This window comes from Streptococcus sp. Z556 (assembly GCF_053010225.1).
Map to the genome: position 1 here is coordinate 355,877 of NZ_JBRKNU010000001.1, position 26,390 is coordinate 382,266.

Here is a 26,390-nt window from a genome sequence, read left to right on the forward strand (position 1 = left end):
TAGCAAAAAGGAGTTAACCATGTCAGAAAATCAACAAGCTTTGCAACATGTGGTCTCTATGGAAGACCTTACTGTAGATCAGGTCATGAAATTGATCAAACGAGGAATCGAATTTAAGAATGGAGCGCAGGCTTCCTATGAGGACCAGCATATCGTTTCCAACCTTTTCTTTGAAAGTTCGACTCGTACGCACAAGTCCTTTGAAGTGGCAGAGATTAAGCTGGGACTGAATCTACTCGATTTCGATGTGAAGACGAGTTCAGTTAACAAGGGTGAAACACTCTATGACACAATCTTGACACTGTCTGCACTTGGAGTGGATGCCTGTGTTATCCGTCACCCAGAAGTCGACTACTACAGAGAGTTGATTGCCAGTCCAACCATTACGACTTCCATTATCAATGGTGGAGATGGTTCAGGACAACATCCAAGTCAGAGCTTGCTTGATTTGATGACAATATATGAAGAATTTGGCCATTTTGAGGGGCTTAAGGTCGCTATCGCTGGGGATCTGGACCACTCACGTGTAGCCAAATCAAATATGCAAATTTTGAAACGTTTAGGCGCAGAGCTTTACTTTGCAGGTCCTGAGGAATGGAGAAGTCAGGAATTCGCAGACTATGGCCAGTTTGTAAGTATTGACGAGATCATCGATCAGGTGGATGTCATGATGTTCCTTCGCGTCCAGCATGAACGTCATGAAAGTGGAGTAGTCTTTTCAAAAGAAGGCTACCATGCGCAACATGGTTTGACGCAAGAGCGTTATGATCGCTTGAAAGAAAAAGCAATTCTCATGCACCCTGCCCCAGTCAACCGTGATGTCGAAATCGCAGACCATTTAGTTGAAGCGCCAAAATCACGCATTGTCCAACAAATGACCAATGGTGTATTTGTCAGAATGGCAATCTTAGAATCTGTTCTGGCATACAGAAAAGCAAAATAAACACAAGACGTTAAAAGACGCCAGAGAGCGTCCACGAGAGGTGACTATATGACAAAACGACTTCTAGTATTAGAAGATGGCACAGTTTTTGAAGGCAAGGCCTTCGGAGCAGATATTGATGTAACAGGTGAAATCGTCTTTAATACAGGGATGACCGGCTATCAAGAATCCATTACAGACCAGTCTTATAATGGACAAATCTTGACTTTCACATACCCGTTGGTGGGAAACTATGGGATTAACCGTGATGACTACGAATCCATCAGTCCTACCTGTAAGGGAGTAGTAGTTTTTGAAGAAGCGCGTAGAGCCAGCAACTGGCGCAATCAAATGACCTTGGACGAATTCTTGAAAGCCAAGAAAATCCCTGGTATCTCAGGAATTGATACTCGCGCGCTTACAAAGATTATCCGTAAGCATGGTACTATGAGGGCAACCCTTACGCATGTTGGTGATACCATGGACCATATTGCAGATCAGCTCCAAGCAACAGTCTTGCCGACAGATAATATCAAGCAAGTCTCTACTAAGACAGCTTATCCTGCTCCTGGAGTTGGATTGAGTGTCGTTCTGGTAGACTTTGGTCTCAAACATTCCATTTTACGAGAACTTTCGAAACGGAACTGTAACGTGACTGTGGTTCCATACACAACTACAGCAGAAGAAATTCTCCATCTCAACCCTGACGGCGTCATGTTGTCAAACGGTCCAGGAAACCCAGAAGATGTTCCCCAGGCCCTCGATATGATTCGTGGTGTGCAAGGGAAGATTCCAATCTTTGGTATCTGTATGGGGCACCAACTTTTTGCCATGGCAAATGGTGCCAAGACCTATAAGATGAAATTTGGTCACCGTGGATTTAACCACGCGGTCCGTGAAATCGCAACAGGACGAGTAGACTTTACTAGCCAGAACCATGGTTATGCGGTTAGTCGTGAGGACTTGCCAGAGCACTTGATCATTACCCACGAAGAAATCAATGACAAGTCAGTTGAAGGTGTGCGTCACAGATACCAACCAGGTTTCTCTGTACAATTCCACCCAGACGCAGCTCCTGGGCCACACGACGCTAGCTACCTCTTTGACGAGTTTATCGAGATGATGGAAGCTTTTAAACAAGCCAACTAAGAACGAGTAAGACTCGTCGGAGAATTTATGGAATTGAACACGGAGGAAAGCTCGGAATTTAGAGAAACCAAGGAAGGATTGCTATCCTTGGTTTCCAAAATTCAGTCGCTTTCTTATCGTCCTTTGTATCTTATTTAATGTCGCTCTGTGAGGCGACGAATAGAAAGGCAGGTCTTTTCTTTTAGTCGCTATCAGGCGAACTAAAAACTCCCTGCACTAAATTTTTTATCGAAAATGATTGTTTCTCTAAAAAATCGTCGGAGAATTTATTTAATGGCAACCTGAGAGTTGCCGAATAGAAAGGAGAAGATACATTGTTCGCGGAAGTGAACACGCCCTAAGAACTGTGTGAAAAAGATAAACATCGTCTTGACGCTAAAGGCGTCTGCACCAAGTTTCCTATTTTCACTGTGTTCTTTACGGGCTTTGTATCATAAACTATGCCTAAACGTACTGATATTCAAAAAATTATGGTGATTGGTTCTGGTCCGATTATTATTGGTCAGGCTGCTGAGTTTGACTATGCTGGAACCCAGGCCTGCTTGTCTTTGAAAGAGGAAGGTTATGAAGTTGTCTTGGTGAACTCAAACCCTGCAACCATCATGACGGATAAGGAGATTGCTGACAAGGTTTACATCGAACCGATTACACTTGAGTTTGTGACACGTATTCTCCGTAAGGAACGTCCAGATGCCTTGCTCCCAACTCTCGGTGGTCAGACAGGTCTCAATATGGCCATGGAATTATCTAAAAACGGTATCCTAGATGAGCTTGGAGTAGAGCTTCTGGGAACTAAATTATCGGCCATCGACCAAGCGGAGGACCGTGACCTCTTTAAACAATTGATGGAAGAGCTTGAGCAGCCAATCCCTGAATCTGAAATTGTCAACACAGTGGAAGAAGCTGTTGCCTTTGCGGCGTCAATCGGCTACCCTGTCATCGTCCGTCCAGCCTTTACCCTAGGTGGTACTGGTGGTGGTATGTGTGCCAATGAGGAAGAATTGCGTGAAATCGCTGAAAATGGTTTGAAACTGTCACCTGTTACCCAATGTTTGATTGAGCGTTCCATTGCAGGTTTCAAGGAAATCGAGTACGAAGTCATGCGTGACTCGGCTGACAATGCCCTAGTTGTTTGTAACATGGAAAACTTTGACCCGGTTGGGATTCACACAGGGGACTCCATTGTATTTGCCCCTGCGCAAACCATGTCAGACTATGAAAACCAAATGCTTCGTGATGCCAGCTTGAGCATCATTCGTGCCCTCAAGATTGAAGGTGGGTGTAACGTTCAGCTGGCCCTTGATCCGCATAGCTTTAAGTACTATGTTATCGAAGTAAACCCTCGTGTATCGCGTTCTTCTGCCCTTGCTTCTAAGGCGACAGGGTATCCGATTGCTAAGTTGGCTGCCAAGATTGCCGTCGGTTTGACCTTGGATGAGGTCATTAATCCAGTTACAGGTTCAACCTATGCCATGTTTGAGCCAGCCCTTGACTACGTCGTTGCCAAGATTCCACGTTTCCCATTTGACAAGTTTGAAAAAGGGGAACGTCGTCTTGGTACCCAGATGAAGGCAACTGGAGAAGTTATGGCCATCGGTCGAAACATCGAGGAATCTCTCCTTAAAGCTTGTCGCTCTCTAGAAATTGGTGTCCATCACAATGAAATGCCTGAGCTTGCAGCGGTTTCAGATGATGCTTTGATTGAAAAGGTTGTCAAAGCCCAAGATGATCGTCTCTTCTACGTTTCAGAAGCCATTCGCCGTGGCTACACACCAGAAGAAATTGCTGAATTGACCAAGATTGATATCTTCTATCTTGATAAACTCTTGCATATCTTTGAAATTGAGCAAGAATTGGGCGCCCATCCACAAGATCTAGAAGTTTTGAAAACAGCTAAGCTAAATGGCTTCTCAGATCGTAAGATTGCTGAACTCTGGAAAACAACAGCTGATCAAGTTCGTCAACTTCGCTTGGAAAACAAGATTGTTCCAGTTTATAAGATGGTCGATACTTGTGCAGCAGAGTTCGACTCTGAAACACCATACTTCTATTCAACCTATGGTTGGGAAAATGAATCTATCAAATCTGACAAGGAATCCGTTCTAGTCCTAGGTTCAGGTCCGATCCGTATCGGGCAAGGAGTTGAGTTTGACTACGCAACTGTTCACTCTGTTAAGGCTATCCAAGCAGCTGGTTACGAAGCCATTATCATGAACTCAAACCCAGAGACCGTTTCTACGGACTTCTCTGTATCTGATAAGCTCTACTTTGAGCCATTAACTTTTGAAGATGTGATGAATGTTATCGACTTGGAGCAACCAAAGGGTGTTATCGTTCAGTTCGGTGGTCAAACAGCTATCAACCTTGCGGAGCCATTAGCCAAAGCAGGTGTGACCATTCTTGGAACTCAAGTCGCTGACCTAGACCGAGCTGAAGACCGTGATCTCTTCGAACAAGCCCTTAAAGACTTGGATATTCCCCAGCCACCAGGACAAACGGCTACCAATGAAGAAGAAGCCGTGCTTGCAGCTCGCAAGATTGGTTTCCCAGTCCTTGTTCGCCCATCTTATGTCTTGGGTGGACGTGCCATGGAAATCGTTGAAAACGAAGAAGACCTCCGTTCTTACATGCGTACCGCTGTTAAGGCTAGTCCAGACCACCCAGTTCTTGTTGACTCTTACATCGTTGGGCAAGAGTGTGAAGTTGATGCCATTTCAGATGGAGAAAATGTCCTTATCCCTGGTATCATGGAACATATCGAGCGTGCTGGTGTCCACTCAGGTGACTCAATGGCCGTTTACCCACCACAAACCTTGTCGCAAAAGGTTCAGGAAACCATCGCAGACTATACCAAACGTTTAGCAATTGGTCTTAACTGTCTTGGTATGATGAACATCCAGTTTGTCATCAAGGATGAAAAAGTCTACGTCATTGAAGTAAATCCTCGTGCCAGCCGTACGGTTCCATTCCTTTCAAAAGTAACCAATATCCCTATGGCTCAAGTAGCGACTAAGTTAATTCTTGGTCAAAACCTTGGAGAACTTGGTTACCAAGATGGTCTTTACCCTGAAAGCACTCGTGTTCATATCAAGGCTCCAGTCTTCTCCTTCACCAAGTTAGCTAAGGTAGATAGCTTACTTGGTCCTGAAATGAAGTCAACAGGGGAAGTCATGGGCTCTGATGCTACTCTAGAAAAAGCTCTCTATAAAGCCTTTGAAGCTTCTTACCTCCATTTGCCAACCTTTGGAAATGTAGTCTTCACCATTGCAGATGATGCCAAAGAAGAAGCCTTGGACTTGGCTCGCCGTTTCCAAAATATCGGTTACGGTATCCTCGCGACAGAAGGAACTGCAGCCTTCTTTGCTAGCCATGGACTGCATGCTCAGCCAGTTGGTAAGATTGGTGATGATGAGAAGGATATCCCAAGCTTTGTCCGCAAAGGAAAAATTCAAGCAATCATCAATACTGTCGGAACCAAACGAACTGCTGATGAAGATGGTGAGCAAATCCGCCGTTCAGCTATTGAACACGGTGTGCCACTCTTTACAGCACTAGACACAGCAAATGCCATGCTCAAGGTGCTAGAAAGTCGTAGTTTTGTCACAGAAGCGATTTAACCAAGAAAAAAGAGAAGACTCCAAGTCTTCTCTTTTTTGATGGGGAGTATAAAAGCAATAGGGAATTTCTTGACAAAGACAATGAAAGGGGTTACAATGTTCTAAAAGAAGCAAGGAGGACCTAAAGATGATTATTTCAACTACGGGGATCGAAGGAAAGAAAATCCTAGAATACAAAGGAATTGTCTTTGGCGAAGTGGTTGCTGGGGTTAATATGTTCAAAGATATGGCGGCTGGTTTCCGTAATATTTTTGGCGGTCGTTCAGGTTCCTATGAGGGAGAGCTTACGCAGGCTCGAGAAGAAGCCTTAGCAGAAATGATGGCGCGTGCAAGTGAACGTGGCGCAAATGCTATCATTGGGGTTAAGATGGACTATGAAACCTTAGGTGCTGAGAATGGTATGCTGATGGTTACCTGTAGTGGAACAGCAGTGGTGCTTGAGACTTGATTTGAAGAAAGAAAAAAGAACAGTCGAAGCTGTTCTTTTTATTCTTATTTGAGACCGTATTTTTTGTTGAAACGATCCACGCGTCCATCTGCTTGAGTGAACTTTTGACGTCCAGTGTAGAATGGGTGTGAGTCTGATGAAATTTCCACACGGATCAATGGGTAAGTTTCGCCTTCGAACTCAACAGTTTCGTTAGAGCGTTTTGTTGAACCGCTAAGGAATTTGTAACCAGTAGTTGTGTCCATGAAGACAACTGGGCGATATTCTGGATGGATATCTTTTTTCATTTTGCAATATTTCCTTTCTGCCATGGTCTCTTTGCGAGCCATAGATTGTTACCTTACTAGTCTATCAGATTCTGGTAAGTTTGGCAAGCTTTTTATCTATTTTTCAGCAAGTTTTTTAATTTTTGGTAGATGAGCTCGTTCTCTTCTAAACTATACGAATTTGCCCCACTAGCAAGAGGATGGCCGCCACCGTCATGTTCCTTGGCGACCTGATTGATTGGATGGATTTTACTACGTAAACGAACGCGGTAGTGACCATCTGCTTGTTCCACAAAGATTCCCCAAAGGCTAACAGTATCAATACGGCCTGGAGCTCCAACGATGGCTGCTGTTTCCGCATCAGTAACGTCGTATTTCTTCAAGATTTCTTGGGTGAGAATAACACGCGCAGCCCCATTCTCATCAACTTCCAAGTGATCATAGACATACCCTTGCAATTTTGCAATCTTGAAGCTCATGGTATCCATTTGACGAGACAATCCAGCAAAGTCAAAATCAACTTCTCTGAGCTGGCCAGCTATTCTAAAGGTACGGGCACTAGTTGACGGGTAGAGAAAACGCCCTGTGTCCCCGACAATTCCTGCATAGAGAAGTCGTGCCGCTTCACTAGACAAAGCTAGCTGATTTTCTTGAGCAAATAGAGCAATCATCTCACTGGCGCTGCTTGAACTTGTATCCACCCAAGATAGGTCACCATAGATATCATCGTTAGGATGGTGGTCAATCTTAATCAGGAAGTCACCTTGATGATAACGTTTATCATCGATACGAGCAGTATTGGCTGTATCGCAGACAATGACAAGAGCTCCTTGGTAGTCACTATCTTGAACAGTATCCATTTCTGCCATCCAAGTCAAAGTCGGTTCATTATAGCCGACTGCTTTGATAGTTTTTTCTGGAAAATGGTGGTTGAGCAAGGTTTTCAAGCCTACCTGACTTCCCAAGGCATCAGGGTCTGGTTTCATATGACGATGAATGATAATGGTATCGTATTCTTTGATTTTCTCTAAAATTTGCTGGCAAATTTCCATAAATAACCTCAATTCTTTCTCATTTCATTGTAGCACAAGAATTTTTATTTTTAAAATGAAAAAGATATGATATAATGGAGAAAGATAAATTGAGGAGGACGATATGGCATTAGCAAAAATTGTATTTGCCAGTATGACCGGTAATACCGAAGAAATTGCAGATATTGTAGCAGATAAATTGCGTGACTTGGGCTTGGATGTCGATGTGGATGAATGTACGACTGTTGACGCTTCAGACTTCTTGGAAGCGGATATCGCAATTGTTGCGACTTACACTTACGGAGATGGAGAATTGCCGGATGAGATGATGGACTTCTACGAAGACCTAGCTGATCTCAACTTGAATGGTAAAATCTATGGAGTGGTCGGTTCAGGTGACACCTTCTACGACGAATTCTGTAAGGCTGTCGATGACTTTGATCGTGTTTTTGTAGCGACAGGAGCAGAAAAAGGTTCAGAGTGTGTTAAAGTAGATCTTTCTGCTGAGGAAGAAGACATCGAACGCTTGGAACAATTCGCAGAAGAATTGGCTGCAAAAGTAGGATAAGAAACAAGCTGCGCTGACTGGAAGGAGTCGGTGCAGTTTTTAGTAGTTAAACTAGATTTTACTAGCCTATTTGGTGGCTTTTTGATACAATAATTCAAATAAAGGAGGAGACACTATGGATTTAGATAGTATTCGGCAAGAAATTGATCAAATCGATGACCAAATCGTTAAGCTCCTAGAAGAACGAATGCATTTAGTTGAAGGGGTTATCGCTTATAAGAAAGCCTCAGGAAAACCTATTTTAGATACTAAGAGAGAAGAAGTTATTTTTGATAAAGTCAGAAATCGAGTAGAAGATAAGCGCTATCAGGAGACTATTGTCGCGACTTTTTCAGACATTCTCAAACGTTCGCGTGATTATCAGGATCAAAACATCAAATGAAAAAAGAACAATTCTATCCGCTAGGGATTTTTCTAGCTGCCATGTTGGGTGGCCTTGTCCGCTATTTTGTATCTAGTCAGTTGCCAGCCAGTCCTGACTTTCCTTGGGGCACCCTCCTTGTCAACTATCTGGGCATTATCTGCTTGGTCTATCTGGTAAAAGGCTATCTGGTCTATAAGGGAACTAGTAAAGGCTTGGTTTTGGCGCTGGGTACAGGCTTTTTTGGTGGGCTAACAACCTTTTCTAGTCTAATGCTTGATGTCGTGAAATTGCTCGATACCGGGCGTTATCTTAGTTTAGGCATCTACTTATTTTTGAGCATCGGTGGGGGTCTGCTCTTGGCTTATGTTCTAGGGAGGAAGAAATGGTAATCATCTATCTTGCAATCGCCTGTGGCTTTGGAGCCCTAGTACGGTATTTCTTTTCTCGCTATAATCAATCCTCAAAATTGCCCCTAGGAACTCTCATAGCGAATCTTCTCGGTTGTTTTTTGATTGGCTTACTCTACAATCATGTGGAGTCCAAGGAAGTCTATGCTATCCTAGCGACAGGTTTTTGTGGTGGGTTGACGACCTTTTCAACCTTGAACGACGAGCTTCAAAGACTAATCAGTGACAAGAAGGTATTTTATAGCTATTTCCTCTTAACTTACATAGGCGGGTTTCTAGCGATTTTTTTAGGAATTTTGCTTTAAATTTCTTTACTTTTTCTATGAAATTTGGTAAACTGTATCTTGTGTGTAATGGACGCACAAAAATACAGTTTATCCGCTGAGGAAGGTTCCTCAAGATTGACAAAGATAGGAGAAAAAAATGAATCCATTAATCCAAAGCTTGACTGAAGGTCAACTTCGTACAGATATCCCATCATTCCGTCCTGGTGACACTGTTCGTGTACACGCGAAAGTTGTCGAAGGTAACCGTGAACGTGTTCAGATTTTTGAAGGTGTTGTTATCGCACGTAAAGGTGCAGGCATCTCAGAAAACTACACAGTTCGTAAAATCTCTAACGGTGTAGGTGTTGAGCGTATCTTCCCAATCCACACTCCACGTGTTGAAAAGATCGAAGTTGTTCGTTACGGTAAAGTACGTCGTGCGAAATTGTACTACTTGCGTGCTCTTCAAGGTAAAGCAGCTCGTATCAAAGAAATCCGTCGTTAATTCGACTAAAAAACTCTGCTTACCCGGCAGGGTTTTTCTCTAGCTCCCTTAGTTCAATGGATATAACAACTCCCTCCTAAGGAGTAGTTGCAGGTTCGATTCCTGCAGGGGGCATAGAAACTATTGATTTTACTGGGTGTTTGAGGTATTTCGCCCCAAATTCGCCTCTAAATTTACAAATATTTCTCTTACTTCTGAATTGCTTGCCTCTTCCAATTCTTTCAACTGGTGAGCGTAGACTTCGATGGTGACGTTCATATTCTCATGACTAAGGATTTTAGAGATAGATAGTAGTTCAACGTGTTTTGAAATCAAGAAAGAAGCGTATGTGTTTCTATACGAGTGAGCATGGACATTTCTTCCAACGATATATCTTAGCGTCTTATTGACTGCATTGTTTGATATGTTAGAGAAAATACGATTATCTTTATTTCCCAGCCAATGATCTTGTCTGTACTTTTTTAATAATTCAAGAGTTGAGTCGTCAAGTGGTATCTTTCGGATACTGCTTTTTGTTTTTGTAGAGCTGAAATCAAGATTAGTTTTGTAATTCCAGGTTTTATTCACGTTGAGTAGTTTGTTATCATAGTCTACACTGTCCCAAGTAAGCTCCAAACATTCAGCGAAACGCATTCCAGTAACTGCGATAAGATAGATCACTGCATATGATTGAACGTCCATTTTATCCTTCGAAACGGATATAACTTTCTTGTATTCTTCAACTTCGAGAAACTTAGTTTCTTTTTCGATACCTTTATTTTGAGAAACTGCTTTGGCAAAGGTTGTGAAATCCTTTTGAATGATTTCCTCGTGAACTGCCATAGCTACGCATTGCTTGATATGAATATTCAATCTTTCAACCGTTGCTTGTGAATGTGTTTCAGCAAATGTATTTAAGGCTTGCTGGTAGATTGAACTGGTTATGTTTTTAAGTTTCGCCCCTGGGAAAAGTTTTTCAATATTGTGATTGGTAACTTGATAAACTTGCCAAGTCACGGGAGAAATATTAGGTTTCTTATGAATGGTTGCCCATTGTTTAAAGTATTCGTAAAGAGTAATGTCGTCTGAAACATGAGATGGAAGTAGCAGTTCTTTCTCTCTTTCAGCAGCTGCAATTTGTGCAGCTTTTTTTGTTGGGAATCCCCCTTTTTCAGCTTTTTTATATTTACCATCATGGGATTTATAAGAAATGCGATATTCCCACTTACCATCCTCTCTTTTTCTGTATGATGCCATTTGATTTTACCTCACTTTTTTGCTAAAATGGGTACAAGAAAACGACCTTTTGAATGGTTGTTTCTTATACATGATTTCCTCACACTCAAACTTTGGCGATGGAGAGTGTGGGGATTTTTTTATTTTCTATTTATTAAATATATTTTTTATAGCATGCCACAGGTAACTCCAACGGTAATTTTTGTGGAAATTACGATGCCTTTGTAAATCTGTTTTTAGAACATCTTTTGGATATCCCATTTCGCTGGCTAAAACTAGCCAATCTGAGGGGTATGATGCGTCATGCTCCTTTATAGAATAGAGACATAGTTCTAATAAGTTAAAGCCTGCTTTGTTATCAAATAAGGCTAAAGAATGGAAGAAAGTATATAAATCTCTTTGCCCTTTACCATTTCGGTAATCAGCCGGTGTTATCTTTATTTGGTTATGAAACTTTTTGTGGTAACTTAGACTCGCACTTGCTTTATAATTAAACATACGTCCGCCATGAGCAGCACGATTTCTGAATGCTAATATTAAATCGAGTATTTCTATAAATAAAGCTTTATCTGCTGGTGTTAGTTGAGAGCTAGAAAGACCTGTACAAAGGGAAATAATCTTGTCTTTTTGTGGACCTTTTAGGATTTTAATAAAATTTGTGATATTTCCCAGTGTTGTTTCTTTAAAAAGTATCCATGGAGGTATGTGCTTATGTTTGATTCGATAAGAGTTTAAAGGCTCTACAGGTCTATTGGCTGCGATGTCTTTAAGCATATCCAGAAGAAAATCTCTTTGATATTTTTTGTGTTTATGTTGAAATTTCCCTTTATTGTATTTTTTTCTATCCAGATAATCTGACTCTAAAACACCAAAATCTTCTGCTAGAGTATAAGCTAGAGATGTTCTTAGAGACAACTCTACTTCCAAAGTTGCTTGCATGACCAAATTTCTGATTTGTTTATCAAGATTATAAAGTGACACAAGGTGTTCAAATGTTTCCTTTTCTAAAAATGTTTCAACTTTTTTGGATGAATCAAGTAAAAAAATCTTGTATCCATTTACTATTTCGTAATAACCGTAGTTTCTGAGAGCAAAGTTAGCTGCTTTTCTATCTAAAATAGTTAAGTTTCTATTTTCTAATATTTTAATTTGTTTATTAAAATCGGAAAAAGGTTTCATTTCTTCTCCTATAAAGCACGAAAGAGCCTCAATAATTTATTGAGACTCTTTCGGTAGGATGCATCGGGCATCCGGACCAATTCGTATAAAAACAGTATAGAGTCTTTTTGTGTTTTTGTCAAGTAGAATATATAAAAAGTTATTTCTTTCATATTTTCTGAAGGTAATAGTAAAAAATCTAACTAAATAATTTCTCAAAAACCATTGTGGCTTGGATACGGTCACCACCACCTAGGCCTTTACTGCCACCATTGGCAGTAGTAATAGTGTGTAGTCGATATCCTTTAGCAACTTGTTTATTAATTACATTTTCCAGTTCTGTCAAATTCCCTGATCCAGTACCAAAGAATTTTTCTTTCAAAGTAACTTGAAGGACGACATAGTGTAATCCATTCGAGCCAGAAGCTGTAGAAAACGATGATTCTTGTTTTACGTTGTCAAAAAATCCCATAAGATTTTACTCCTTTTTTTATATTTAACTACCAGTCAATCTATAAAACTCTTCCTGAATCATAACTTCTCCCCAAGTAGTTGAAATTCTATGTCTTTCTGCGAATTGGAGCCAGTTGAAGTCTGATACTTCATACTGCGCGAGTTCTTCAGAGATGAGATGTCGAATCATGAAGAAGTCTGCTTCGTTCTCATATTTGTATAGCAGCCGTTTGTAATTGGCTGGATTGTTGTTTATGTGCCCTAATTCGTGCAGTATGACCTCTTCATGCTCTTCTAGGGATAAATCCCTATTGGCGTAGATAATGCGCTCATCGGGGGAATAGAAGCCTCTACGCTCCCACATGGTCTCTGGGAAGAGATATAGTGTAACTTGGTATTCATCCAGTAGTTCATTTATTTTCAATATCCGATACCCCCAAAGAGAGTTTAATGATCTGTGCAATCTTGTCTACATCATCATCCGATAGAGGTTTGCCATCGAATAGGACGATACGTTCACGAAGATTCGATAAGTCAACCACACGACCGTCTGGAGTAGTGACAGTATCCCCAGCGATATTCGGATTATCCGTCCGGCCGAGTAAGTAATCGGTGGATACATTGAAGTAGTCGGCGATTTCTTGTAATCTGTCTGATTTAGGAGTTTTTTCTTTCAAAGTATAAAGATAATTTATACTATAACCTAAATCTTCAGCGACTTTTTGAAGGCTTATTCCTCGTTTTAGAGCGAGTTCCTTAATTTTTTCAAGTGTTGAAAACATTGTCGTATCACCTTTTATAAGACATGACAAAAAATATTTTATAAAAAAGTATTATTTTATATTGAAAAAATAATACAAAAGTGTAGAATAGTTTTTGTAAGTTGATGAGTTGGTAAAAAACGAAGTTAAAACTTATCTAAAAATAAATAGCTTTGGCGAGCAAGAAAATTGATAGATATATTGTTTTATCAAGGTTTTTAATTATGCTTTCATTTTACACCCTAGTGTAAAAGTTGTCAAATATTTTATAAAATTTCTAACTCATTTTCTTACTTTTGAAGAAAGGAGGGAGGCAGATGCCAAATATGGATGGTGAACGTCAAAAAATCAGAGATTATCTGAAAGAACACAATCTGACGATGGTGAGGCTAGCAGTACAGTATAGCATGACTCGTCAGGATGTGACGAATAAACTGAATGGTAAATTAAAAAATCGACAAGCGAATCAGTTCATCGCTCGTGTGATTGAAGATTTTAAAATTCGGTAAAAAATGAATTGAGTAGAAGGAGCAGAAAGATGAAAGAACTCGAAAGAAAAGCCCTCGATGAGGTGTTGAGGACGGTTAGACTTATAAATCAAAAAGTCGCTGAGGTTAATGAACTTCAAACTCAGCAAGAGCTAGCTATTTCTTATCTGTGGGGAATAATGGATGGTTCTGGACCTGTTTGATCCTCTCTTGAGTCTGTTGAATAAATGACTGATGGTCAAGTTGTGGTTGTTTAAAATCCAAATTATGCGTATGCAAGAGAGAAGAATAAGGCTGTTGCTTTTCTAATAGATCCAGTATCTTGTTTAGCTTTTTGGTCAAATTGTCATTGAGGTCATCAAGAGTAAGGCTTCTTTCGGCACGACTCTCAGGCATTTCAAAGTTTTCGAAACTTTGAATTTTAGCTTTTAAATTCTCTTTAGAATCTTCAATTTTTGCTACGTCTGTATCATAGAAAACGGTACGAGTCGTAATAACATCGAAAGGAAGTCTTTCACCTACTTTTATGATTGGAACGAGAGGAAGTTCAAGAGCTTGTCTGAAACCTAATTCGTAAAATGCGTTTGGATTATGGTCCGTCATATCTGCTACAACCATATGGGCGGTTTTGAGGTAGTTTATAACTGTTTCGTTGATGTTATCAACCGCATTAACGTGGTCGACACGAACAGATCTATAACCTAGTTCTTCACAAACTGGGGCGATAAGATATTTATATACATTGTCAGCTCGCTCTCTGGTAGGTGTTCCAGATTCGCCAATGGCAGTTACAATAAAACAGATCTTTTCAGTCATATTTTCTCTCCAATCGTTTTATTTTGATTATACCATATTTAGAAAGGAGAAAGATATATACCAAGACCGAAACATTGGCCGTATGTTACCAAAAGAAGCACAAGAAGGCCACGATTAAGTAAATTGTCCTTACGCGACAATAAATTGATTTTGGATTCCAAGGAATTAACAGGGGTAAAAATTATGAATTGAAAAGTCTAGAAACAACGACAAAATTTTCTGAATTAAAAATTACTTTACTTGTTAAGTTGGTCTGAAATGACTTTTGAAATGACTTCTACAGAGATGTCTTTTAAAACATTCAATGAAAACGAACCCGCTTTTGAAGCTATGCTCTTGGTCTTATTCCAATTTGTATCTTGTCTAATGTTAGCCAGGAACTCATGTGCTTCTGGAGATAAGTCGATAATAACTGCGGATAAATCAAAAGTGTAAGTTACTTCTCCAATAAAAAATCCTGCGTAGTCTGCTTGACGAATATGATAAAAAACCGTATCTACTCCATATTTATTAAATAAAGGTTCGTCCTTTTCTTCGCTGTAGATCACAACATTATCAAATGTAGATTTTGCTTCGACATCAAGCAATAGGTCACGAATACAATCAGGATTTAATTTCATTAGAATTACCTCGTTTTTGATTTCATTATACCAAATTTAGAAAGGAAAAATATGATTCATCATTATATAACTCATTATGCAAGAAATGGAAAAGATTACGCCGAAGCATGGATTCAAATCAATATTTTTGGAATGTGCTTTTGTTTATGGAAAAAGCGTACAACCATTGAACGATTGTACGCAAACGAAGATTAGACTTTCTTCCAGCCATTGCCTTTAGCTGATGTCGGAGGTAGCCGATCACCTTTTCCAATAGTTGCGGTATGACCATTAGTGACTTTTCCACCACGAGGTCCCACCTCTACATAGTGGCCGGGTTTCTGATTATCTGTTCCAGGTTTTATTGGAGTCTTTGACATAAGACTGCTCCTTTCTATTGAAATTTTTGACTAAAACGGTGAGAGGTCCTAGTCAAAGTTATTATAGCAAATTAGGAGGGATATACATCAGTCTCGAGACTGATATAGGAGGTTGAATGGAAGATAAAATCATTGAACTTGCTGATTACTTCATCGGCGAATCTAAAACGTACAGAGAAGCTAAAATAGCGTGTGAGAAGCTGTTAAAACAAGTTAGCTTTTTAAAATAGGTTAGTATTTTTGGAATTTTTGACCAAATTGTGACCAAAATTTGACCAAATATTTGTTTTGATTTTGATGATTATGAAGTTAAGTAGATCATAGGAGTAAGGCTTTATAGGTATAAGTTATTTATGTTCGCTATGTTAGTTAAATAATTAATTTTTGACTTGTTTATCTCTGTTTAATGTAAATTAGTTGTGAGAAACACCCACATTTTATATACAAATATGTAAAATGTAGGTGTTTCGCCCTTTCGCCTTAGTAGATAAGAAAAGGGAACTGACGGCTGTGGTACAGTCAATGATACTTCTTAGAAGGTAGCTAGAGTGAGATAGTGAGGTCTATGTGTTGTATGGTCGTGTGTGAGAGTAAAATCTTGCTAATGCCTTTGGGTAAGAAAGAGGGGATATTGAGTTATCTTTAAATTTGTGACCTTGGCGCAGGTAGTAAGCTGAAAAACTGAAAGTATGCGAAGATAAGAGCATACATTTTATATTGCTATATTCTATTGAAAAAAGCCTTTTTATTTTGCGAAAAATTAACAATAACTAGATTTTTATAAAACAGGTTTTGTCCTGATAAGAATTGAAAGTATTGTTAGTTTTCACAAGGAAATCTATGGAGTTCCTTTATGTAAATTAACAATATGAGTAGAGGTGTAGAAAAGAGAAAAGAGGAAACAAAATGATTAACGTATCAAAAGCATTGATTTTGTATAGAGAAAGAAACAATAAGTCAGAAGATGATTTAGCAAATTATCTAGGTATTCAAAAGAAAGCGTATAAACGCTATGAAAGTGGTGATCGTGAGCCTAGTATTGATAAACTTTATAAGCTAGCAAAGTATTATAATTGTACGATAGATGATTTTATCAATGTAGATGAAAAATTCACTGTGAAGCGTGAAGAAGTATTGTCTACAAAGGATTTAGACTCACCATCAATTTTCTCATGGACTGATAAAAATGTTGTCTAATTGAAAGAGTTATGAAGAAACTATTCGCTTTTCTGATGATGATAAGACAAAATACGTTCATAAGAGTGAAGTGAAACGATTCTTACTCGACCTAGCAGAGAAGATTTAGTAGTAGGAAAGAGGTGTGTTAAGATCGAAGAGTATGGTTATAAGGAGGGTTTGAGGACATATTCCGAAGAATGGATCATAAAAGAGTATAACCGAATCTATAGTCGATTCTGCTGGAATTTGAAAATCTATGCTCATGTAAAAAATGGTGCTGATGTATATGTATCTTCAAAAAAATGTTGTGATGATTTGTATTATCAGTTGTATGCTGTAGGTCAACTTACACGAAGTTATTACAGTAAAATTATGTCTAAGATTGAAAGAACCTATAATCGTTTTAGAGAAGATGGAGTGATTATTGAATTTTAAAATAATAAAATTTATTTTTAAAGAGATATGATATAATGTATATAACATTTTTAAAAAAAAGGGGATATTTGAATGAAATATAAAAAGTCAATAGCTTTTTTATCAACTGCTATATTGTTGGCATTTAGTAGTGTTGTTCATGCTGATTCTGCAAGACAATCTAAGATTAAAGAATTGGATAATCAAAGAAGTGAACTTGCTAAGAAGAATGGTGTTACTGGCTATCTAGGTGATGGTCGTTGGTATTCACTTGTTGAATCTGAGAATAAGGTTGATACCTTGAAGAAACAAGTTGAAGCCTTGAAAGTGCCATATAGTGAAAAGAATACTATTAAGGTAAGTCCTGCTTATGTTAAAGCATTAAAGGATAATTTTGATGATAGTAAGAGTGAACAAGAACGAGATCAGGCAGAAGAAATTCTGAAAAGTGAAAGTGCGAAGTTAGCTTTACAGAAAAATGACTTTGTAACTGTTGGTTCAGATAAAGCTGAAGTTTATGATCTTGATAATCTTCCAAAAGAAGTATTGATTGAATTGAACTATTTTGCCTTTGATATGATAAATCAAGTAAGAAGGCAAATGGGAACTAAGGAACTAGTTCTTGCTGAATCGTCTATTGATTTTGCTAGTAAACTGTCTGTTAAAATGCAAAAAGCAGATAGAAGTGTAGAGTATTGGCACTATGTAAAAGGAATCAATGAGGTAGCCAGAGAGTATGGGTTGCCTACTTCTACTAAGGAAGATGAAGAAAAAAAATATGGTGCTCAATATTATGAAAATGGCGCAGGTACGACTCAGGGTTTATATGATGTTACAAAAGCACAATTAAAACGTACTATTTATAATGCCATTTTAGATTTTATGTATAATGGTTATGAATACTATCATGCTCAATCCATTGCTGGAGTGAATTGGGGGAAGCCGAATGATGTAGATTATTTTGGTCTTTCAATTTTCTTGTTGAAAGATGGAACTCAAATGAGTTTTATTACTGTTTCGGACAAGCAAATTTCAAAATCAACTAAGAATAATTTTAGTACAAAAACTCCTGTGAATACTACAGAAAGTAACAGAAAATCAACTCTTGGCAAGAAAGAGAAAGAGTTGGAAGTAGAAAAAGGGAAGTTGGAAAAACTAAATATTTCTTATAAAGAATATGAAAAAATCTCTAAAGAAATTGATAAGTTAAACGAAGAAGAAGAAAAAGAAAAGGAGAAAGAACGTAAAGCGAAAGAAGCCTTAAAAGAGAAAAAAGGCTGGATAAGAGAAGGAAACGATTGGTATTTCTATAAGAATAATAGGCCTATAAAAAACACATGGGAAAGTGATTATTGGTTCGGTTCTGACGGAAAAATGGCTACCGATTCATGGGTAGACAATGGTCGCTATTACGTTGACAAGTCAGGAAAATATGTTCAAAATAAAAATCAAAAGTATGGTTGGGTTCAAGAAGGAACAGTATGGTATTTCTATAAGAATAATAGGCCTATAAAAAACACATGGGAAGGTGATTATTGGTTCGGTTCTGATGGAAAAATGGTTACCAATTCATGGGTAGACAATGGTCGATACTATGTTGATGGAACTGGGCGATATGTTCAGAATAAGAAACCTGCTCAGACAAAACCAACTCCATCAAAGGAGAAAAAGGTAGAAAAAAATCCAACTAAGCCTGATCTTGCACCTTCATTTAAGAAGAATGGCTGGATTCAAGAAGGTAAAACGTGGTATTTCTATAAGAATAATCAGCCATTGAAAAATACTTGGCAAGGTTCATATTATTTGAAATCAGATGGGAAGATGGCTGTGAGTGAATGGGTTTATGACTCATATTACAAGTCATGGTACTATCTAAAGTCGAATGGAGTTTATGCGAATAGTGCATGGCAGGGTTCATATTATCTGAAATCTAATGGAAAGATGGCAGAAAGTGAATGGATTTATGATAGTTCTTATCAAGCGTGGTATTATCTAAAATCGAATGGAGTTTATGCGAATAGTGCATGGCAAGGCTCATATTATCTGAAATCTAATGGTAAGATGGCAAAAAGTGAATGGATTTACGATAATTATTATCAAGCATGGTTCTATTTGAAGTCTAATGGTATCTATGCTCGTTCTGAGAGGGTACAAGGCTATTGGGTTGATGATTTAGGTAGATGGAAATAGATTAAGAGTCAGTTTTACTGGCTCTTTTTTTGTAGAAAAGGAGAAAATATGATTGTAGTTGTTTATAAACTCTCTCGTTCACCATCAAGTGATTGAGAGTTTTTAATTTGGTAAAAAGATGTTTTTAGAAAAGGAGAAAAAAATAAATGTCAAAAGGACAAGAATATAAGGCTTATGGTTCAATCTGTAAGATGAAAGTTGGTGGTGCTTGTGGAGTTATCCTTGCACTTGCAATGTTGGGTATGGTAGTTTCTACAGGTTCGGTTTCTGCAGAAACTAAGGCAAACTTATTTATCTTTTGAATTTATTGCTAATTCTAAAATGAAATAGACAAAAACCGCTCAGCAGAGCGGTTTTCGTCTATTCTTGCCTTTTTACAATACCCAGGTACGAATAGCATGGGCTACGCCAGATTCGTCATTTGTTTTGGTAATGTATTTGGCGATTTTTTTGAGTTCTGGATTTCCATTTTCCATAACAACGGGGTTGCCAACGACTTCCAGCATGGCGCGGTCATTTTCTTCGTCCCCGATCGCCATGGTTTCATCTTTGGTCAATCCTAGTTTTTCAGCTAAGTGAGTGATGGCTGAACCCTTGTCTACATTCTTTTTAAGGAGTTCGAGGTAGAAGGGAGCAGATTTGTTAATAGAGTAGCGTTCGTAAAATTCTGCTGGTATCTTTTCAATCGCAGCATCAAGAATTTCTGGTTCATCAATGAACATACATTTGACGATTTCCTTGTCAGCCATTTCTTCGGGAGTACGGTAGAAGATGGGCATGCTGACGAGGGTTGATTCGTGCACCGTGTATTTTCCGATATTGCGATTGGCCGTATAGATACCGTCCTTGGTAATGGCGTGCATATGGACACCGAGCTTGCGACTGATAAATTCCATATCCAGATAATCCTCATAGGTCAAGGATTCGCTGATAATCTCATGACCAGTAGCAGTCTCTTGGACAAGGGCACCGTTGAAGGTTACCACATAGTCACCCTCGTCTCTCAACTGTAAGTCGTCCAGAAGTTTGGCAACGCCTGCGATAGGTCGGCCCGTTGCAATGACGACCTTGACGCCAGCTTGTTTGGCGTCTTGAATGGCAGAAAAGACTTCAGGAGTGATTTCCTTTTTACTGTTAACCAGGGTACCATCGATATCGACGGCGATTAGTTTAATACTCATATAGTTCCTCTATTCGTTCTTATTTGGGGTAAAATGATCGTTCTCAATCAAGTGTAAAAATTGCTGGGTGATGCTTGCGAAGATGCTGTTTTGGTCCAACATTTCTTTTGGGAAATAGAAACGATTATCTCCGTGGCGGCTACCAGCAAGGGATTGGACGATAGGGGACAGGCTAGAGAGTTCTGCCAGTTCACCATTTTTCTGTAGAATCTCAATCTGTGTCCGTGGATTTTCAGATTCGGGACGATAGATGTCATAAGGGAGGTCAAAATTCTTATGAATAGCAGTATAGTAGTCTGGATCAAAACCGATTTCTTCAACCAGTTGTCTCATGCTTGCGAGTTGGTCTTGGTCTTTTTCTGAAAAAGTAATGGATTTAAAGACCTTGCGGTTGACAAAGCGCTGCGACAAGTCGGCTAGTATCTTGTCAGGACTGGTCATCCAGAGCTGGAAGTAGGTATTCATCACGCCATCATCCAGAGCTAGATAATCAGACAAGGTCACATTTTTTTCAAAGAAAGGAAGGAGATGAGGAGAAGTGCGTGCAAAGAAGTCCTTGTCTTCAGGATAGAGTTCCTTGGCGCGTTTGAGAAGATTCTGTAGGAGAACTTCCATAGCCCGAGTTGCTGGGTGGAAATAAACCTGCATATACATCTGGTAGCGACTGAGAACATAGTCTTCGATGGCGTGCATGCCATTGCGCTGAAAGGCGATGCCATTTTCGACTGGGCGAATCACTCGGAGGATCCGTGTCAAGTCAAATTCCCCATAAGATGCTCCTGTAAAATAGGAGTCGCGCAAGAGATAGTCCATGCGGTCTGCATCAATCTGACTAGAAATGAGTTGCACGACCTGCTTGTTAGGATAGGTATGGTCGATGACACTGGATACCTTCTCCGGGAAATCTGGCGCTACTTGTAGCAGGACTTGGTGAATCTCTGTTTCAGGACTTTGGATGATTTCCTGAGTAATGGCCTCATGATCTGTATCAAAGAGATTTTCAAAAGTATGGGAATAGGCACCATGCCCGAGGTCATGAAGGAGCGCAGCGGTCATGGTCAAAAGAGACTCAGCAGGATCCCATTCTTCAGGATATTTTTCTTCAAAAATCTCCGTGATACGTCGTGCAATCTCATAGACCCCCAAACAGTGGGAAAAGCGACTGTGCTCCCCACCATGGAAAGTATAGCTGGAAGTCCCTAGCTGCTTGATACGACGCAAGCGTTGAAATTCTTTGGTATTGATCAAGTCGTATATGACCTGATTATTGACATGGATGTAGTTGTGAACTGGGTCACGGAATACTTTTTCGTTCATATGACCATTATAGCAAAATCCTGCTCTTTTTGGTAAAATAGTAGGACAAGAGACAAGAAAGAGGATTTGATGTGAAGATTCGGATGCGAAATACGATTCAGTTTGATGAACAGTTGGAAGTCGTTGACCAACTCTATGATGTGGAAATGCGTGAAAAGGGCGATTATAGCTATCTGCTTTTCTACAATGAGGAAAAGGAAAAAGTGGTTCTCAAGTTTCATCAAGAAGAACTAGTGATGACCCGTTTCTCGAGTCCCAAGACCATCATGCGTTTTCTAAAGGATAGTGATAGTTTGGCCTATATTCCTACTCCAATGGGGATGCAGGAGTTCATCATTCAGACAAGTCACTACAAACTGGATGGGCAAAAGATTGAGCTAGCCTATCAACTACAAAATCAAGAGGGACACCCTTTTGCCAGCTATCAATTGGAAATTACTTGGGGATAAGAAAAAGGTTGGTGTGAGCCAACCTTATTTGATATAGAGTTCTTGGTTTTTTAGGACAATTTCTCGAACTGTAGCTAACTTCTTGATTTTTTTAAGCTCTTCAGGATGGGTTACGAGAGTGATCACATAGCCCTCTTTGCCCATGCGACCTGTACGTCCTGCACGGTGGGTATAGGTTTCCATATCTCTAGGGACGTCAAAGTTTACGACACATTCTAGACTATCGATATCAATTCCACGAGCCAGAAGGTCTGTTGCAAGAAGAAGAGTTAGTTGCTTGTTCTTAAACTTTTCCAAGATAACTTTTCTAAACTTGACATTGACGTCGCTAGCGAGGGAAACGGCCAAGACATCGCGATACTGTAGTTTTTCCTCTGCACTTCCTAGATCTGACAAGCTGTTAAAGAAGACCAGACCACGGAAATCCTCAACATGAGCCAGTTTCCGTAGCATATCCACACGATGGCGTTGGTCCACCTGCATGTAGAAATGTTGGATGTTGTCCAACTTTTGGTCAGAAAGATCAATGGTGCGCGTGTTTGGTGCAATCTTTTCTTGATCAAACTTGGTCGTCGCACTCATATAGATGAGTTGATGGTCACGAGGTGCGTAGTGAGTGATTTTCTCGACAAAGTGAATCTGAGAATCATCGAGCAATTGGTCGAATTCATCCAGAATGATGGTTTCCACATTCATCATCTTGATTTTTTTCAATTTAATCAACTCAAAGATACGGCCAGGAGTTCCAATCAGAATTTCTGGTCCTTTTTTTAGGCGTTCAATCTGACGTTTCTGACTGGAACCTGATAAGAAGAGCTGAGCAGTCAAGCCGACAGCCTCTGCCCACGTTTTACATACATCAAAAATCTGTCCAGCAAGTTCTGTATTTGGTGCTAGAATCAAGAGTTGCTGGGCTTTTTTCTTTTGTAGTCTGAGAAGACTTGGTAAGAGGTAAGCGAGGGTCTTACCAGTTCCTGTTGGGCTTACTCCCAAGAGGTTTTCTCCAGCAAGTATAGGCTCAAATAGTTGAGTTTGAATGGGGGTGAATTCTTGGAAACCGAGCTGGTCGCTCAGTTCTTGCCATTCAGTCGGTAGTTTAGTTTTCATTTTTCTGCCTCAAATCTAATGCCAGCAGACTGGCGCATGGTATATAATAGGTCATGAACAGAACTTGCATCATCCAGCCAGTTCTGGTAAAGTGTCTGATCTGGTTGCTGGATCATCTGTGCAAACGCAGCAACTTCCTCAGTCATCGTATGAGAAGCCTGTTGGATAGGGAGCTGAACTTGATTTCCTCGGTGGTTGGTAAAAATAGCTGAACGGATATGCTCAATCGTGTTGAGGGTCAAGGTTCCATCTGCTGTATAAATCTCGCAAGGAAGATTGGAAGTGATGTTTTTCCCAGCCTTGATATGAACTTGATAGTCTGGGTAGAAGAGGATACCATCTCCATTTAGGTCAATGCTATTGTCAAGCTGTTGAGCTTGATAAGTCGCGTCTTGAGCCTTTCCAAAAAGGCGAATAGCAGCATAGAGAGGATAAATCCCCAAGTCCATAAGGGCTCCACCAGCAAAACGATCTGAAAAGACATTTGGCGTCTGCCCAGCCAACAAGTCCGGCATCTTGGAAGAATACTTGGCATAGTTGAAATCTGCTCCCCAAATTTGCTTGTCTGCCAAAAAATTCTTGATAGTGGTAAAGGCTTCCTCGTGGTAATTACGAGCTGCCTCAAAGATAAAACAGTGATTTTTCTCAGCTGTCTGTCTCAAATTCAGCCATTCTTGTGGCTGAGTGACAGCTGGCTTTTCAAGAATGACGTGTTTACCTGCAGACAATGCAGCTTTTGCCTGAGCAAAATGCAAGGAGTTTGGACTGGCGATATAAACTACATCAAAGCAGCTCTTGAAGAAGTCCTCCAATTGTTCAAAGAGTTGGATATCCTGATAGCGAGAAGCAAAGGTTGCTGCGGTTTCTAGTTTTCTAGAGTAGACAGCGACCAGTTGGTATTGGCCACTGGCATGGGCTGCCTCTATGAAGTGATGGCTGATAGCGCCTGTTCCGATGACACCTAGTTTAAGCATAGATACTCCTTTTCCGACTTTAAATCCTTCCTTCATTATAACATAGAAAAGAAAGACTATCCAACAGATGGTAAAAATTTTCAAATGGACTACGCATTTCTTGGAGAAAGTGGTACAATATTGAAATGAGTAAATGAAACTGAAATGGGAGGGATAATGAGATTATTACCAATAAGAAAAATATCTCGTCAGTCTAAAAGACTAGCGCTTTTTTTGACTTTTTGTGCAGGATATGTCGATGCTTATACTTTTATCGTGCGAGGGAACACCCTTGTGGCTGGACAAACTGGGAATGTGGTTTTTCTTTCTGTAGGACTCATTCAGCAGAATGTCTCGGATGCCAGTGTCAAAGTAATGACCTTGCTTTCCTTTATGATGGGTGTCTTTTTACTAACATTGTATAAAGAAAAATTACGAATAGTTAAAAAGCCGATTTTGTCCTTGATTCCACTCGCGGTCTTATCCATAATCATTGGCTTTGTACCGAAAACGGTTGATAATATCTACCTAGTCCCACCTTTAGCCTTTTGTATGGGACTGGTGACAACAGCCTTTGGAGAGGTTTCGGGTATCGCCTATAATAATGCCTTTATGACAGGGAATATCAAACGAACCATGTTGGCTTTTGGGGATTATTTCCGAACCAAGCATACGCCCTTTCTGCGTGAAGCCCTGATTTTCGTTAGCCTACTTACCAGCTTTGTTCTTGGAGTTGTCTTTTCAGCTTACTTGACGATTTTCTATCATGAAAAGACGATTCTAGGTGTTCCTGTGATGATGAGCATCTTTTACCTCAGTATGGTTTTTGCTTCTTGGAGGAAAAAAGGGAAAGAAAAAGCTTAATTTTGATTGATTTCGCTTGTAAGAAAAAAGAAGATATGCTATACTTGAAGAGTTGACTATGCACAGTCCTGTGCAACCGCACGAACATCGTTGCTCGACGTATACAAAATATAAACTTTGTTATACTTAGAGCTCTTCTAAGTGGTTCGTCCCACGATGCTAGGCGAGTCTTCACAAAATACGGGGAAACCCAAAAAATCATAGGAGGTGCATAATGAGCACATACGCAATTATCAAAACTGGCGGAAAACAAGTTAAAGTTGAAGTTGGTCAAGCAGTTTACGTTGAAAAATTGAACGTTGAAGCTGGTCAAGAAGTTACTTTTAACGAAGTTGTTCTTGTTGGTGGTGAAAACACTGTTGTCGGAACTCCACTTGTTGCTGGAGCTACTGTAGTTGGAACTGTTGAAAAACAAGGAAAACAAAAGAAAGTTGTTACTTACAAGTACAAACCTAAAAAAGGTAGCCACCGTAAACAAGGTCACCGTCAACCATATACAAAAGTTGTCATCAACGCAATCAACGCTTAATTTTAAGGAGAACACATGATACAGGCAGTCTTTGAGAGAGCCGAAGATGGCGAGCTGAGGAGTGCGGAAATTACTGGACACGCCGAGAGTGGCGAATACGGCTTAGATGTCGTGTGTGCATCGGTTTCTACGCTTGCCATTAACTTTATCAATTCTATTGAGAAATTTGCAGGCTATGAACCAATCCTAGAATTAAACGAAGATGAAGGTGGCTATCTGATGGTGGAAATACCAAAAGATCTTCCTTCTCACCAGAGAGAAATGACGCAGTTATTCTTCGAATCATTTTTCTTGGGTATGGCAAACTTATCGGAGAACTCGTCTGAGTTCGTCCAAACCAGAGTTATCACAGAAAACTAACACGGAGGAAAACATTATGTTAAAAATGACTCTTAACAACTTGCAACTTTTCGCCCACAAAAAGGGTGGAGGTTCTACATCAAACGGACGTGATTCACAAGCGAAACGTCTTGGAGCTAAAGCAGCTGACGGACAAACTGTAACAGGTGGATCAATTCTTTACCGTCAACGTGGTACACACATCTATCCAGGTGTAAACGTTGGACGTGGTGGAGACGATACTTTGTTCGCTAAAGTTGAAGGCGTAGTACGCTTTGAACGTAAAGGTCGCGATAAGAAACAAGTTTCTGTTTACCCAATCGCAAAATAAAAAGGTCCAGTGAACCTTTTTATCCCGAGCCTTGAAATGAAAAGGCGAGGAAGCTAGAAGTAGCATTAAATAAGGCTTTCCGAGTTTTCGGAGAGCCTGTTTTTTTGTTTTGATACCCACGCTG

Annotated in this window: 32 protein-coding genes, 1 tRNA gene and 1 other annotated feature; of the genes, 19 read left to right on the forward strand and 14 right to left on the reverse strand. The window is 39.7% G+C overall.

Annotation, left to right across the window (positions count from 1 at the left end; all coding sequences use genetic code 11):
* Positions 1-19 precede the first annotated feature (19 nt).
* The 4 genes from ACVC7S_RS01715 to ACVC7S_RS01730 all read left to right on the forward strand — a co-directional run bounded on the left by ACVC7S_RS01715 (position 20) and on the right by ACVC7S_RS01730 (position 6,136).
* Positions 20-943, forward strand: coding sequence for an aspartate carbamoyltransferase catalytic subunit (locus tag ACVC7S_RS01715; RefSeq protein ID WP_096407681.1), 924 nt, complete (start codon positions 20-22; stop codon positions 941-943).
* A gap of 48 nt (positions 944-991) precedes the next feature.
* Positions 992-2,071, forward strand: a complete 1,080-nt coding sequence (locus ACVC7S_RS01720) for a carbamoyl phosphate synthase small subunit (protein WP_049537374.1) — start codon at positions 992-994, stop codon at positions 2,069-2,071.
* Positions 2,072-2,511: 440 nt separating this feature from the next.
* Entirely contained in the window at positions 2,512-5,688 is a 3,177-nt protein-coding gene (gene carB, locus ACVC7S_RS01725; RefSeq protein WP_447265953.1) for a carbamoyl-phosphate synthase large subunit, read from the forward strand.
* Positions 5,689-5,815: 127 nt separating this feature from the next.
* Positions 5,816-6,136, forward strand: a complete 321-nt coding sequence (locus tag ACVC7S_RS01730) for a heavy metal-binding domain-containing protein (protein WP_447265954.1) — start codon at positions 5,816-5,818, stop codon at positions 6,134-6,136.
* A 44-nt stretch (positions 6,137-6,180) separates the two neighbouring features.
* On the opposite strand, the gene ACVC7S_RS01735 is transcribed toward ACVC7S_RS01730, so the two are convergent.
* Both ACVC7S_RS01735 and ACVC7S_RS01740 read right to left on the reverse strand, forming a co-directional pair.
* Positions 6,181-6,423, reverse strand: coding sequence for a type B 50S ribosomal protein L31 (locus tag ACVC7S_RS01735; RefSeq protein WP_000710762.1), 243 nt, complete (start codon positions 6,421-6,423; stop codon positions 6,181-6,183).
* Between the two features lie 92 nt (positions 6,424-6,515).
* Positions 6,516-7,454 carry a DHH family phosphoesterase gene (locus ACVC7S_RS01740; RefSeq protein WP_447265955.1) on the reverse strand — a complete coding sequence of 313 codons (939 nt, stop codon included), beginning with the start codon at positions 7,452-7,454 and terminating at the stop codon, positions 6,516-6,518.
* A 103-nt stretch (positions 7,455-7,557) separates the two neighbouring features.
* Here ACVC7S_RS01740 and ACVC7S_RS01745 point away from each other — a divergent pair, with 103 nt between their 5' ends.
* The 6 genes from ACVC7S_RS01745 (at position 7,558) to ACVC7S_RS01770 (ending at position 9,657) form a co-directional block, all read left to right on the forward strand.
* A complete protein-coding gene (locus tag ACVC7S_RS01745) occupies positions 7,558-8,001 on the forward strand; it encodes a flavodoxin (protein ID WP_001162125.1) in 444 nt (147 codons plus the stop codon).
* 115 nt (positions 8,002-8,116) lie between these two features.
* On the forward strand, positions 8,117-8,383 hold the full coding sequence (locus ACVC7S_RS01750) for a chorismate mutase (protein ID WP_447265956.1): 267 nt from the start codon (positions 8,117-8,119) through the stop codon (positions 8,381-8,383).
* Positions 8,380-8,754: a fluoride efflux transporter CrcB gene (gene crcB / locus ACVC7S_RS01755; RefSeq protein WP_447265957.1), complete on the forward strand. Its 375-nt coding sequence runs from the start codon at positions 8,380-8,382 to the stop codon at positions 8,752-8,754. The genes ACVC7S_RS01750 and crcB (ACVC7S_RS01755) overlap by 4 nt, the downstream gene beginning before the upstream one ends.
* Positions 8,748-9,077, forward strand: coding sequence for a fluoride efflux transporter CrcB (gene crcB, locus ACVC7S_RS01760; RefSeq protein WP_447265958.1), 330 nt, complete (start codon positions 8,748-8,750; stop codon positions 9,075-9,077). Before crcB (ACVC7S_RS01755) ends, crcB (ACVC7S_RS01760) begins: the two co-directional genes overlap by 7 nt.
* Before the next feature lie 118 nt (positions 9,078-9,195).
* Complete coding sequence (rplS, locus tag ACVC7S_RS01765) at positions 9,196-9,543, forward strand: 50S ribosomal protein L19 (protein ID WP_001068670.1); 348 nt, start codon at positions 9,196-9,198, stop codon at positions 9,541-9,543.
* Between the two features lie 42 nt (positions 9,544-9,585).
* Positions 9,586-9,657: transfer RNA gene (locus tag ACVC7S_RS01770), tRNA-Arg, on the forward strand.
* A gap of 15 nt (positions 9,658-9,672) precedes the next feature.
* Here ACVC7S_RS01770 and ACVC7S_RS01775 read toward each other — a convergent pair.
* The 5 genes from ACVC7S_RS01775 to ACVC7S_RS01795 form a co-directional block, all read right to left on the reverse strand.
* Positions 9,673-10,779 (reverse strand): site-specific integrase, encoded by a 1,107-nt coding sequence (locus ACVC7S_RS01775; protein WP_447265959.1) that lies wholly within the window; start codon positions 10,777-10,779, stop codon positions 9,673-9,675.
* Positions 10,780-10,905: 126 nt separating this feature from the next.
* A complete protein-coding gene (locus tag ACVC7S_RS01780; RefSeq protein WP_447265960.1) occupies positions 10,906-11,937 on the reverse strand; it encodes an Abi family protein in 1,032 nt (343 codons plus the stop codon).
* A gap of 178 nt (positions 11,938-12,115) precedes the next feature.
* A complete protein-coding gene (locus ACVC7S_RS01785) occupies positions 12,116-12,388 on the reverse strand; it encodes a DUF4177 domain-containing protein (protein ID WP_447265961.1) in 273 nt (90 codons plus the stop codon).
* Between the two features lie 24 nt (positions 12,389-12,412).
* The gene (locus tag ACVC7S_RS01790) at positions 12,413-12,796 is read right to left on the reverse strand and encodes an ImmA/IrrE family metallo-endopeptidase (RefSeq protein WP_447266042.1); all 384 of its coding nucleotides are present in this window, start codon (positions 12,794-12,796) and stop codon (positions 12,413-12,415) included.
* A complete protein-coding gene (locus tag ACVC7S_RS01795) occupies positions 12,780-13,151 on the reverse strand; it encodes a helix-turn-helix domain-containing protein (RefSeq protein ID WP_042767701.1) in 372 nt (123 codons plus the stop codon). Before ACVC7S_RS01795 ends, ACVC7S_RS01790 begins: the two co-directional genes overlap by 17 nt.
* 296 nt (positions 13,152-13,447) lie before the next feature.
* On the opposite strand from ACVC7S_RS01795, the gene ACVC7S_RS01800 reads away from it, so the two are divergent.
* Positions 13,448-13,639: a hypothetical protein gene (locus tag ACVC7S_RS01800; protein ID WP_447265962.1), complete on the forward strand. Its 192-nt coding sequence runs from the start codon at positions 13,448-13,450 to the stop codon at positions 13,637-13,639.
* A gap of 135 nt (positions 13,640-13,774) precedes the next feature.
* Here the strand turns inward: ACVC7S_RS01800 and ACVC7S_RS01805 are convergent, their stop codons facing one another.
* From ACVC7S_RS01805 to ACVC7S_RS01815, 3 genes are all read right to left on the reverse strand, one after another.
* A complete protein-coding gene (locus tag ACVC7S_RS01805) occupies positions 13,775-14,434 on the reverse strand; it encodes a hypothetical protein (RefSeq protein WP_447265963.1) in 660 nt (219 codons plus the stop codon).
* Between the two features lie 236 nt (positions 14,435-14,670).
* A complete protein-coding gene (locus tag ACVC7S_RS01810; protein WP_129312619.1) occupies positions 14,671-15,054 on the reverse strand; it encodes a DUF2513 domain-containing protein in 384 nt (127 codons plus the stop codon).
* A gap of 191 nt (positions 15,055-15,245) precedes the next feature.
* Positions 15,246-15,413: a YjzC family protein gene (locus tag ACVC7S_RS01815; protein ID WP_125398439.1), complete on the reverse strand. Its 168-nt coding sequence runs from the start codon at positions 15,411-15,413 to the stop codon at positions 15,246-15,248.
* Positions 15,414-16,319: 906 nt separating this feature from the next.
* On the opposite strand from ACVC7S_RS01815, the gene ACVC7S_RS01820 reads away from it, so the two are divergent.
* From ACVC7S_RS01820 to ACVC7S_RS01830, 3 genes are all read left to right on the forward strand, one after another.
* Positions 16,320-16,610: a helix-turn-helix transcriptional regulator gene (locus ACVC7S_RS01820; RefSeq protein ID WP_447265964.1), complete on the forward strand. Its 291-nt coding sequence runs from the start codon at positions 16,320-16,322 to the stop codon at positions 16,608-16,610.
* Positions 16,611-17,099: 489 nt separating this feature from the next.
* Positions 17,100-19,196: an SEC10/PgrA surface exclusion domain-containing protein gene (locus ACVC7S_RS01825; RefSeq protein WP_447265965.1), complete on the forward strand. Its 2,097-nt coding sequence runs from the start codon at positions 17,100-17,102 to the stop codon at positions 19,194-19,196.
* Positions 19,197-19,342: 146 nt separating this feature from the next.
* Positions 19,343-19,498, forward strand: coding sequence for a hypothetical protein (locus tag ACVC7S_RS01830; RefSeq protein ID WP_447265966.1), 156 nt, complete (start codon positions 19,343-19,345; stop codon positions 19,496-19,498).
* A gap of 72 nt (positions 19,499-19,570) precedes the next feature.
* Here the strand turns inward: ACVC7S_RS01830 and yidA are convergent, their stop codons facing one another.
* Together yidA and ACVC7S_RS01840 are read right to left on the reverse strand one after the other, a co-directional pair.
* On the reverse strand, positions 19,571-20,377 hold the full coding sequence (gene yidA, locus ACVC7S_RS01835) for a sugar-phosphatase (protein WP_447265967.1): 807 nt from the start codon (positions 20,375-20,377) through the stop codon (positions 19,571-19,573).
* 9 nt (positions 20,378-20,386) lie between these two features.
* Entirely contained in the window at positions 20,387-21,694 is a 1,308-nt protein-coding gene (locus ACVC7S_RS01840) for an HD domain-containing protein (RefSeq protein ID WP_447265968.1), read from the reverse strand.
* A gap of 71 nt (positions 21,695-21,765) precedes the next feature.
* Between ACVC7S_RS01840 and ACVC7S_RS01845 the strand changes: the two genes are divergently transcribed.
* On the forward strand, positions 21,766-22,143 hold the full coding sequence (locus ACVC7S_RS01845) for a DUF1934 domain-containing protein (protein ID WP_447265969.1): 378 nt from the start codon (positions 21,766-21,768) through the stop codon (positions 22,141-22,143).
* Positions 22,144-22,167: 24 nt separating this feature from the next.
* On the opposite strand, the gene ACVC7S_RS01850 is transcribed toward ACVC7S_RS01845, so the two are convergent.
* Both ACVC7S_RS01850 and ACVC7S_RS01855 read right to left on the reverse strand, forming a co-directional pair.
* Positions 22,168-23,250, reverse strand: a complete 1,083-nt coding sequence (locus tag ACVC7S_RS01850) for a DEAD/DEAH box helicase (protein WP_447265970.1) — start codon at positions 23,248-23,250, stop codon at positions 22,168-22,170.
* Positions 23,247-24,224, reverse strand: coding sequence for a Gfo/Idh/MocA family protein (locus tag ACVC7S_RS01855; RefSeq protein ID WP_447265971.1), 978 nt, complete (start codon positions 24,222-24,224; stop codon positions 23,247-23,249). Before ACVC7S_RS01855 ends, ACVC7S_RS01850 begins: the two co-directional genes overlap by 4 nt.
* A gap of 156 nt (positions 24,225-24,380) precedes the next feature.
* Between ACVC7S_RS01855 and ACVC7S_RS01860 the strand changes: the two genes are divergently transcribed.
* The 4 genes from ACVC7S_RS01860 (at position 24,381) to rpmA (ending at position 26,266) form a co-directional block, all read left to right on the forward strand.
* A complete protein-coding gene (locus tag ACVC7S_RS01860; protein ID WP_447265972.1) occupies positions 24,381-25,067 on the forward strand; it encodes a YoaK family protein in 687 nt (228 codons plus the stop codon).
* Positions 25,068-25,131: 64 nt separating this feature from the next.
* Positions 25,132-25,248 (forward strand) — a sequence feature (ribosomal protein L21 leader region).
* Between the two features lie 33 nt (positions 25,249-25,281).
* A complete protein-coding gene (gene rplU, locus ACVC7S_RS01865; RefSeq protein WP_000109141.1) occupies positions 25,282-25,596 on the forward strand; it encodes a 50S ribosomal protein L21 in 315 nt (104 codons plus the stop codon).
* Positions 25,597-25,611: 15 nt separating this feature from the next.
* A complete protein-coding gene (locus ACVC7S_RS01870; RefSeq protein WP_000613699.1) occupies positions 25,612-25,956 on the forward strand; it encodes a ribosomal-processing cysteine protease Prp in 345 nt (114 codons plus the stop codon).
* 16 nt (positions 25,957-25,972) lie between these two features.
* Positions 25,973-26,266 (forward strand): 50S ribosomal protein L27, encoded by a 294-nt coding sequence (gene rpmA, locus ACVC7S_RS01875; RefSeq protein ID WP_000916509.1) that lies wholly within the window; start codon positions 25,973-25,975, stop codon positions 26,264-26,266.
* The last annotated feature ends 124 nt before the right edge of the window (positions 26,267-26,390 follow it).

What these genes read in the sequence shown, in the direction of transcription:
- ACVC7S_RS01860 (WP_447265972.1), top strand. Translation starts at nt 24,381, where the DNA reads ATGAGATTATTACCAATAAGAAAAATATCTCGTCAGTCTAAAAGACTA.
- crcB (WP_447265958.1), top strand. Translation starts at nt 8,748, where the DNA reads ATGGTAATCATCTATCTTGCAATCGCCTGTGGCTTTGGAGCCCTAGTA.
- ACVC7S_RS01870 (WP_000613699.1), top strand. Translation starts at nt 25,612, where the DNA reads ATGATACAGGCAGTCTTTGAGAGAGCCGAAGATGGCGAGCTGAGGAGT.
- yidA (WP_447265967.1), bottom strand. Translation starts at nt 20,377, where the DNA reads ATGAGTATTAAACTAATCGCCGTCGATATCGATGGTACCCTGGTTAAC.
- ACVC7S_RS01800 (WP_447265962.1), top strand. Translation starts at nt 13,448, where the DNA reads ATGCCAAATATGGATGGTGAACGTCAAAAAATCAGAGATTATCTGAAA.
- ACVC7S_RS01850 (WP_447265970.1), bottom strand. Translation starts at nt 23,250, where the DNA reads ATGAAAACTAAACTACCGACTGAATGGCAAGAACTGAGCGACCAGCTC.
- ACVC7S_RS01735 (WP_000710762.1), bottom strand. Translation starts at nt 6,423, where the DNA reads ATGAAAAAAGATATCCATCCAGAATATCGCCCAGTTGTCTTCATGGAC.
- rplU (WP_000109141.1), top strand. Translation starts at nt 25,282, where the DNA reads ATGAGCACATACGCAATTATCAAAACTGGCGGAAAACAAGTTAAAGTT.
- ACVC7S_RS01785 (WP_447265961.1), bottom strand. Translation starts at nt 12,388, where the DNA reads ATGGGATTTTTTGACAACGTAAAACAAGAATCATCGTTTTCTACAGCT.
- ACVC7S_RS01730 (WP_447265954.1), top strand. Translation starts at nt 5,816, where the DNA reads ATGATTATTTCAACTACGGGGATCGAAGGAAAGAAAATCCTAGAATAC.
- ACVC7S_RS01830 (WP_447265966.1), top strand. Translation starts at nt 19,343, where the DNA reads ATGTCAAAAGGACAAGAATATAAGGCTTATGGTTCAATCTGTAAGATG.
- ACVC7S_RS01750 (WP_447265956.1), top strand. Translation starts at nt 8,117, where the DNA reads ATGGATTTAGATAGTATTCGGCAAGAAATTGATCAAATCGATGACCAA.
- ACVC7S_RS01775 (WP_447265959.1), bottom strand. Translation starts at nt 10,779, where the DNA reads ATGGCATCATACAGAAAAAGAGAGGATGGTAAGTGGGAATATCGCATT.
- ACVC7S_RS01820 (WP_447265964.1), top strand. Translation starts at nt 16,320, where the DNA reads ATGATTAACGTATCAAAAGCATTGATTTTGTATAGAGAAAGAAACAAT.
- ACVC7S_RS01720 (WP_049537374.1), top strand. Translation starts at nt 992, where the DNA reads ATGACAAAACGACTTCTAGTATTAGAAGATGGCACAGTTTTTGAAGGC.
- ACVC7S_RS01745 (WP_001162125.1), top strand. Translation starts at nt 7,558, where the DNA reads ATGGCATTAGCAAAAATTGTATTTGCCAGTATGACCGGTAATACCGAA.
- ACVC7S_RS01825 (WP_447265965.1), top strand. Translation starts at nt 17,100, where the DNA reads ATGAAATATAAAAAGTCAATAGCTTTTTTATCAACTGCTATATTGTTG.
- ACVC7S_RS01840 (WP_447265968.1), bottom strand. Translation starts at nt 21,694, where the DNA reads ATGAACGAAAAAGTATTCCGTGACCCAGTTCACAACTACATCCATGTC.
- ACVC7S_RS01855 (WP_447265971.1), bottom strand. Translation starts at nt 24,224, where the DNA reads ATGCTTAAACTAGGTGTCATCGGAACAGGCGCTATCAGCCATCACTTC.
- ACVC7S_RS01795 (WP_042767701.1), bottom strand. Translation starts at nt 13,151, where the DNA reads ATGTTTTCAACACTTGAAAAAATTAAGGAACTCGCTCTAAAACGAGGA.
- ACVC7S_RS01740 (WP_447265955.1), bottom strand. Translation starts at nt 7,454, where the DNA reads ATGGAAATTTGCCAGCAAATTTTAGAGAAAATCAAAGAATACGATACC.
- crcB (WP_447265957.1), top strand. Translation starts at nt 8,380, where the DNA reads ATGAAAAAAGAACAATTCTATCCGCTAGGGATTTTTCTAGCTGCCATG.
- ACVC7S_RS01805 (WP_447265963.1), bottom strand. Translation starts at nt 14,434, where the DNA reads ATGACTGAAAAGATCTGTTTTATTGTAACTGCCATTGGCGAATCTGGA.
- ACVC7S_RS01715 (WP_096407681.1), top strand. Translation starts at nt 20, where the DNA reads ATGTCAGAAAATCAACAAGCTTTGCAACATGTGGTCTCTATGGAAGAC.
- ACVC7S_RS01780 (WP_447265960.1), bottom strand. Translation starts at nt 11,937, where the DNA reads ATGAAACCTTTTTCCGATTTTAATAAACAAATTAAAATATTAGAAAAT.
- rpmA (WP_000916509.1), top strand. Translation starts at nt 25,973, where the DNA reads ATGTTAAAAATGACTCTTAACAACTTGCAACTTTTCGCCCACAAAAAG.
- carB (WP_447265953.1), top strand. Translation starts at nt 2,512, where the DNA reads ATGCCTAAACGTACTGATATTCAAAAAATTATGGTGATTGGTTCTGGT.
- rplS (WP_001068670.1), top strand. Translation starts at nt 9,196, where the DNA reads ATGAATCCATTAATCCAAAGCTTGACTGAAGGTCAACTTCGTACAGAT.
- ACVC7S_RS01810 (WP_129312619.1), bottom strand. Translation starts at nt 15,054, where the DNA reads ATGAAATTAAATCCTGATTGTATTCGTGACCTATTGCTTGATGTCGAA.
- ACVC7S_RS01815 (WP_125398439.1), bottom strand. Translation starts at nt 15,413, where the DNA reads ATGTCAAAGACTCCAATAAAACCTGGAACAGATAATCAGAAACCCGGC.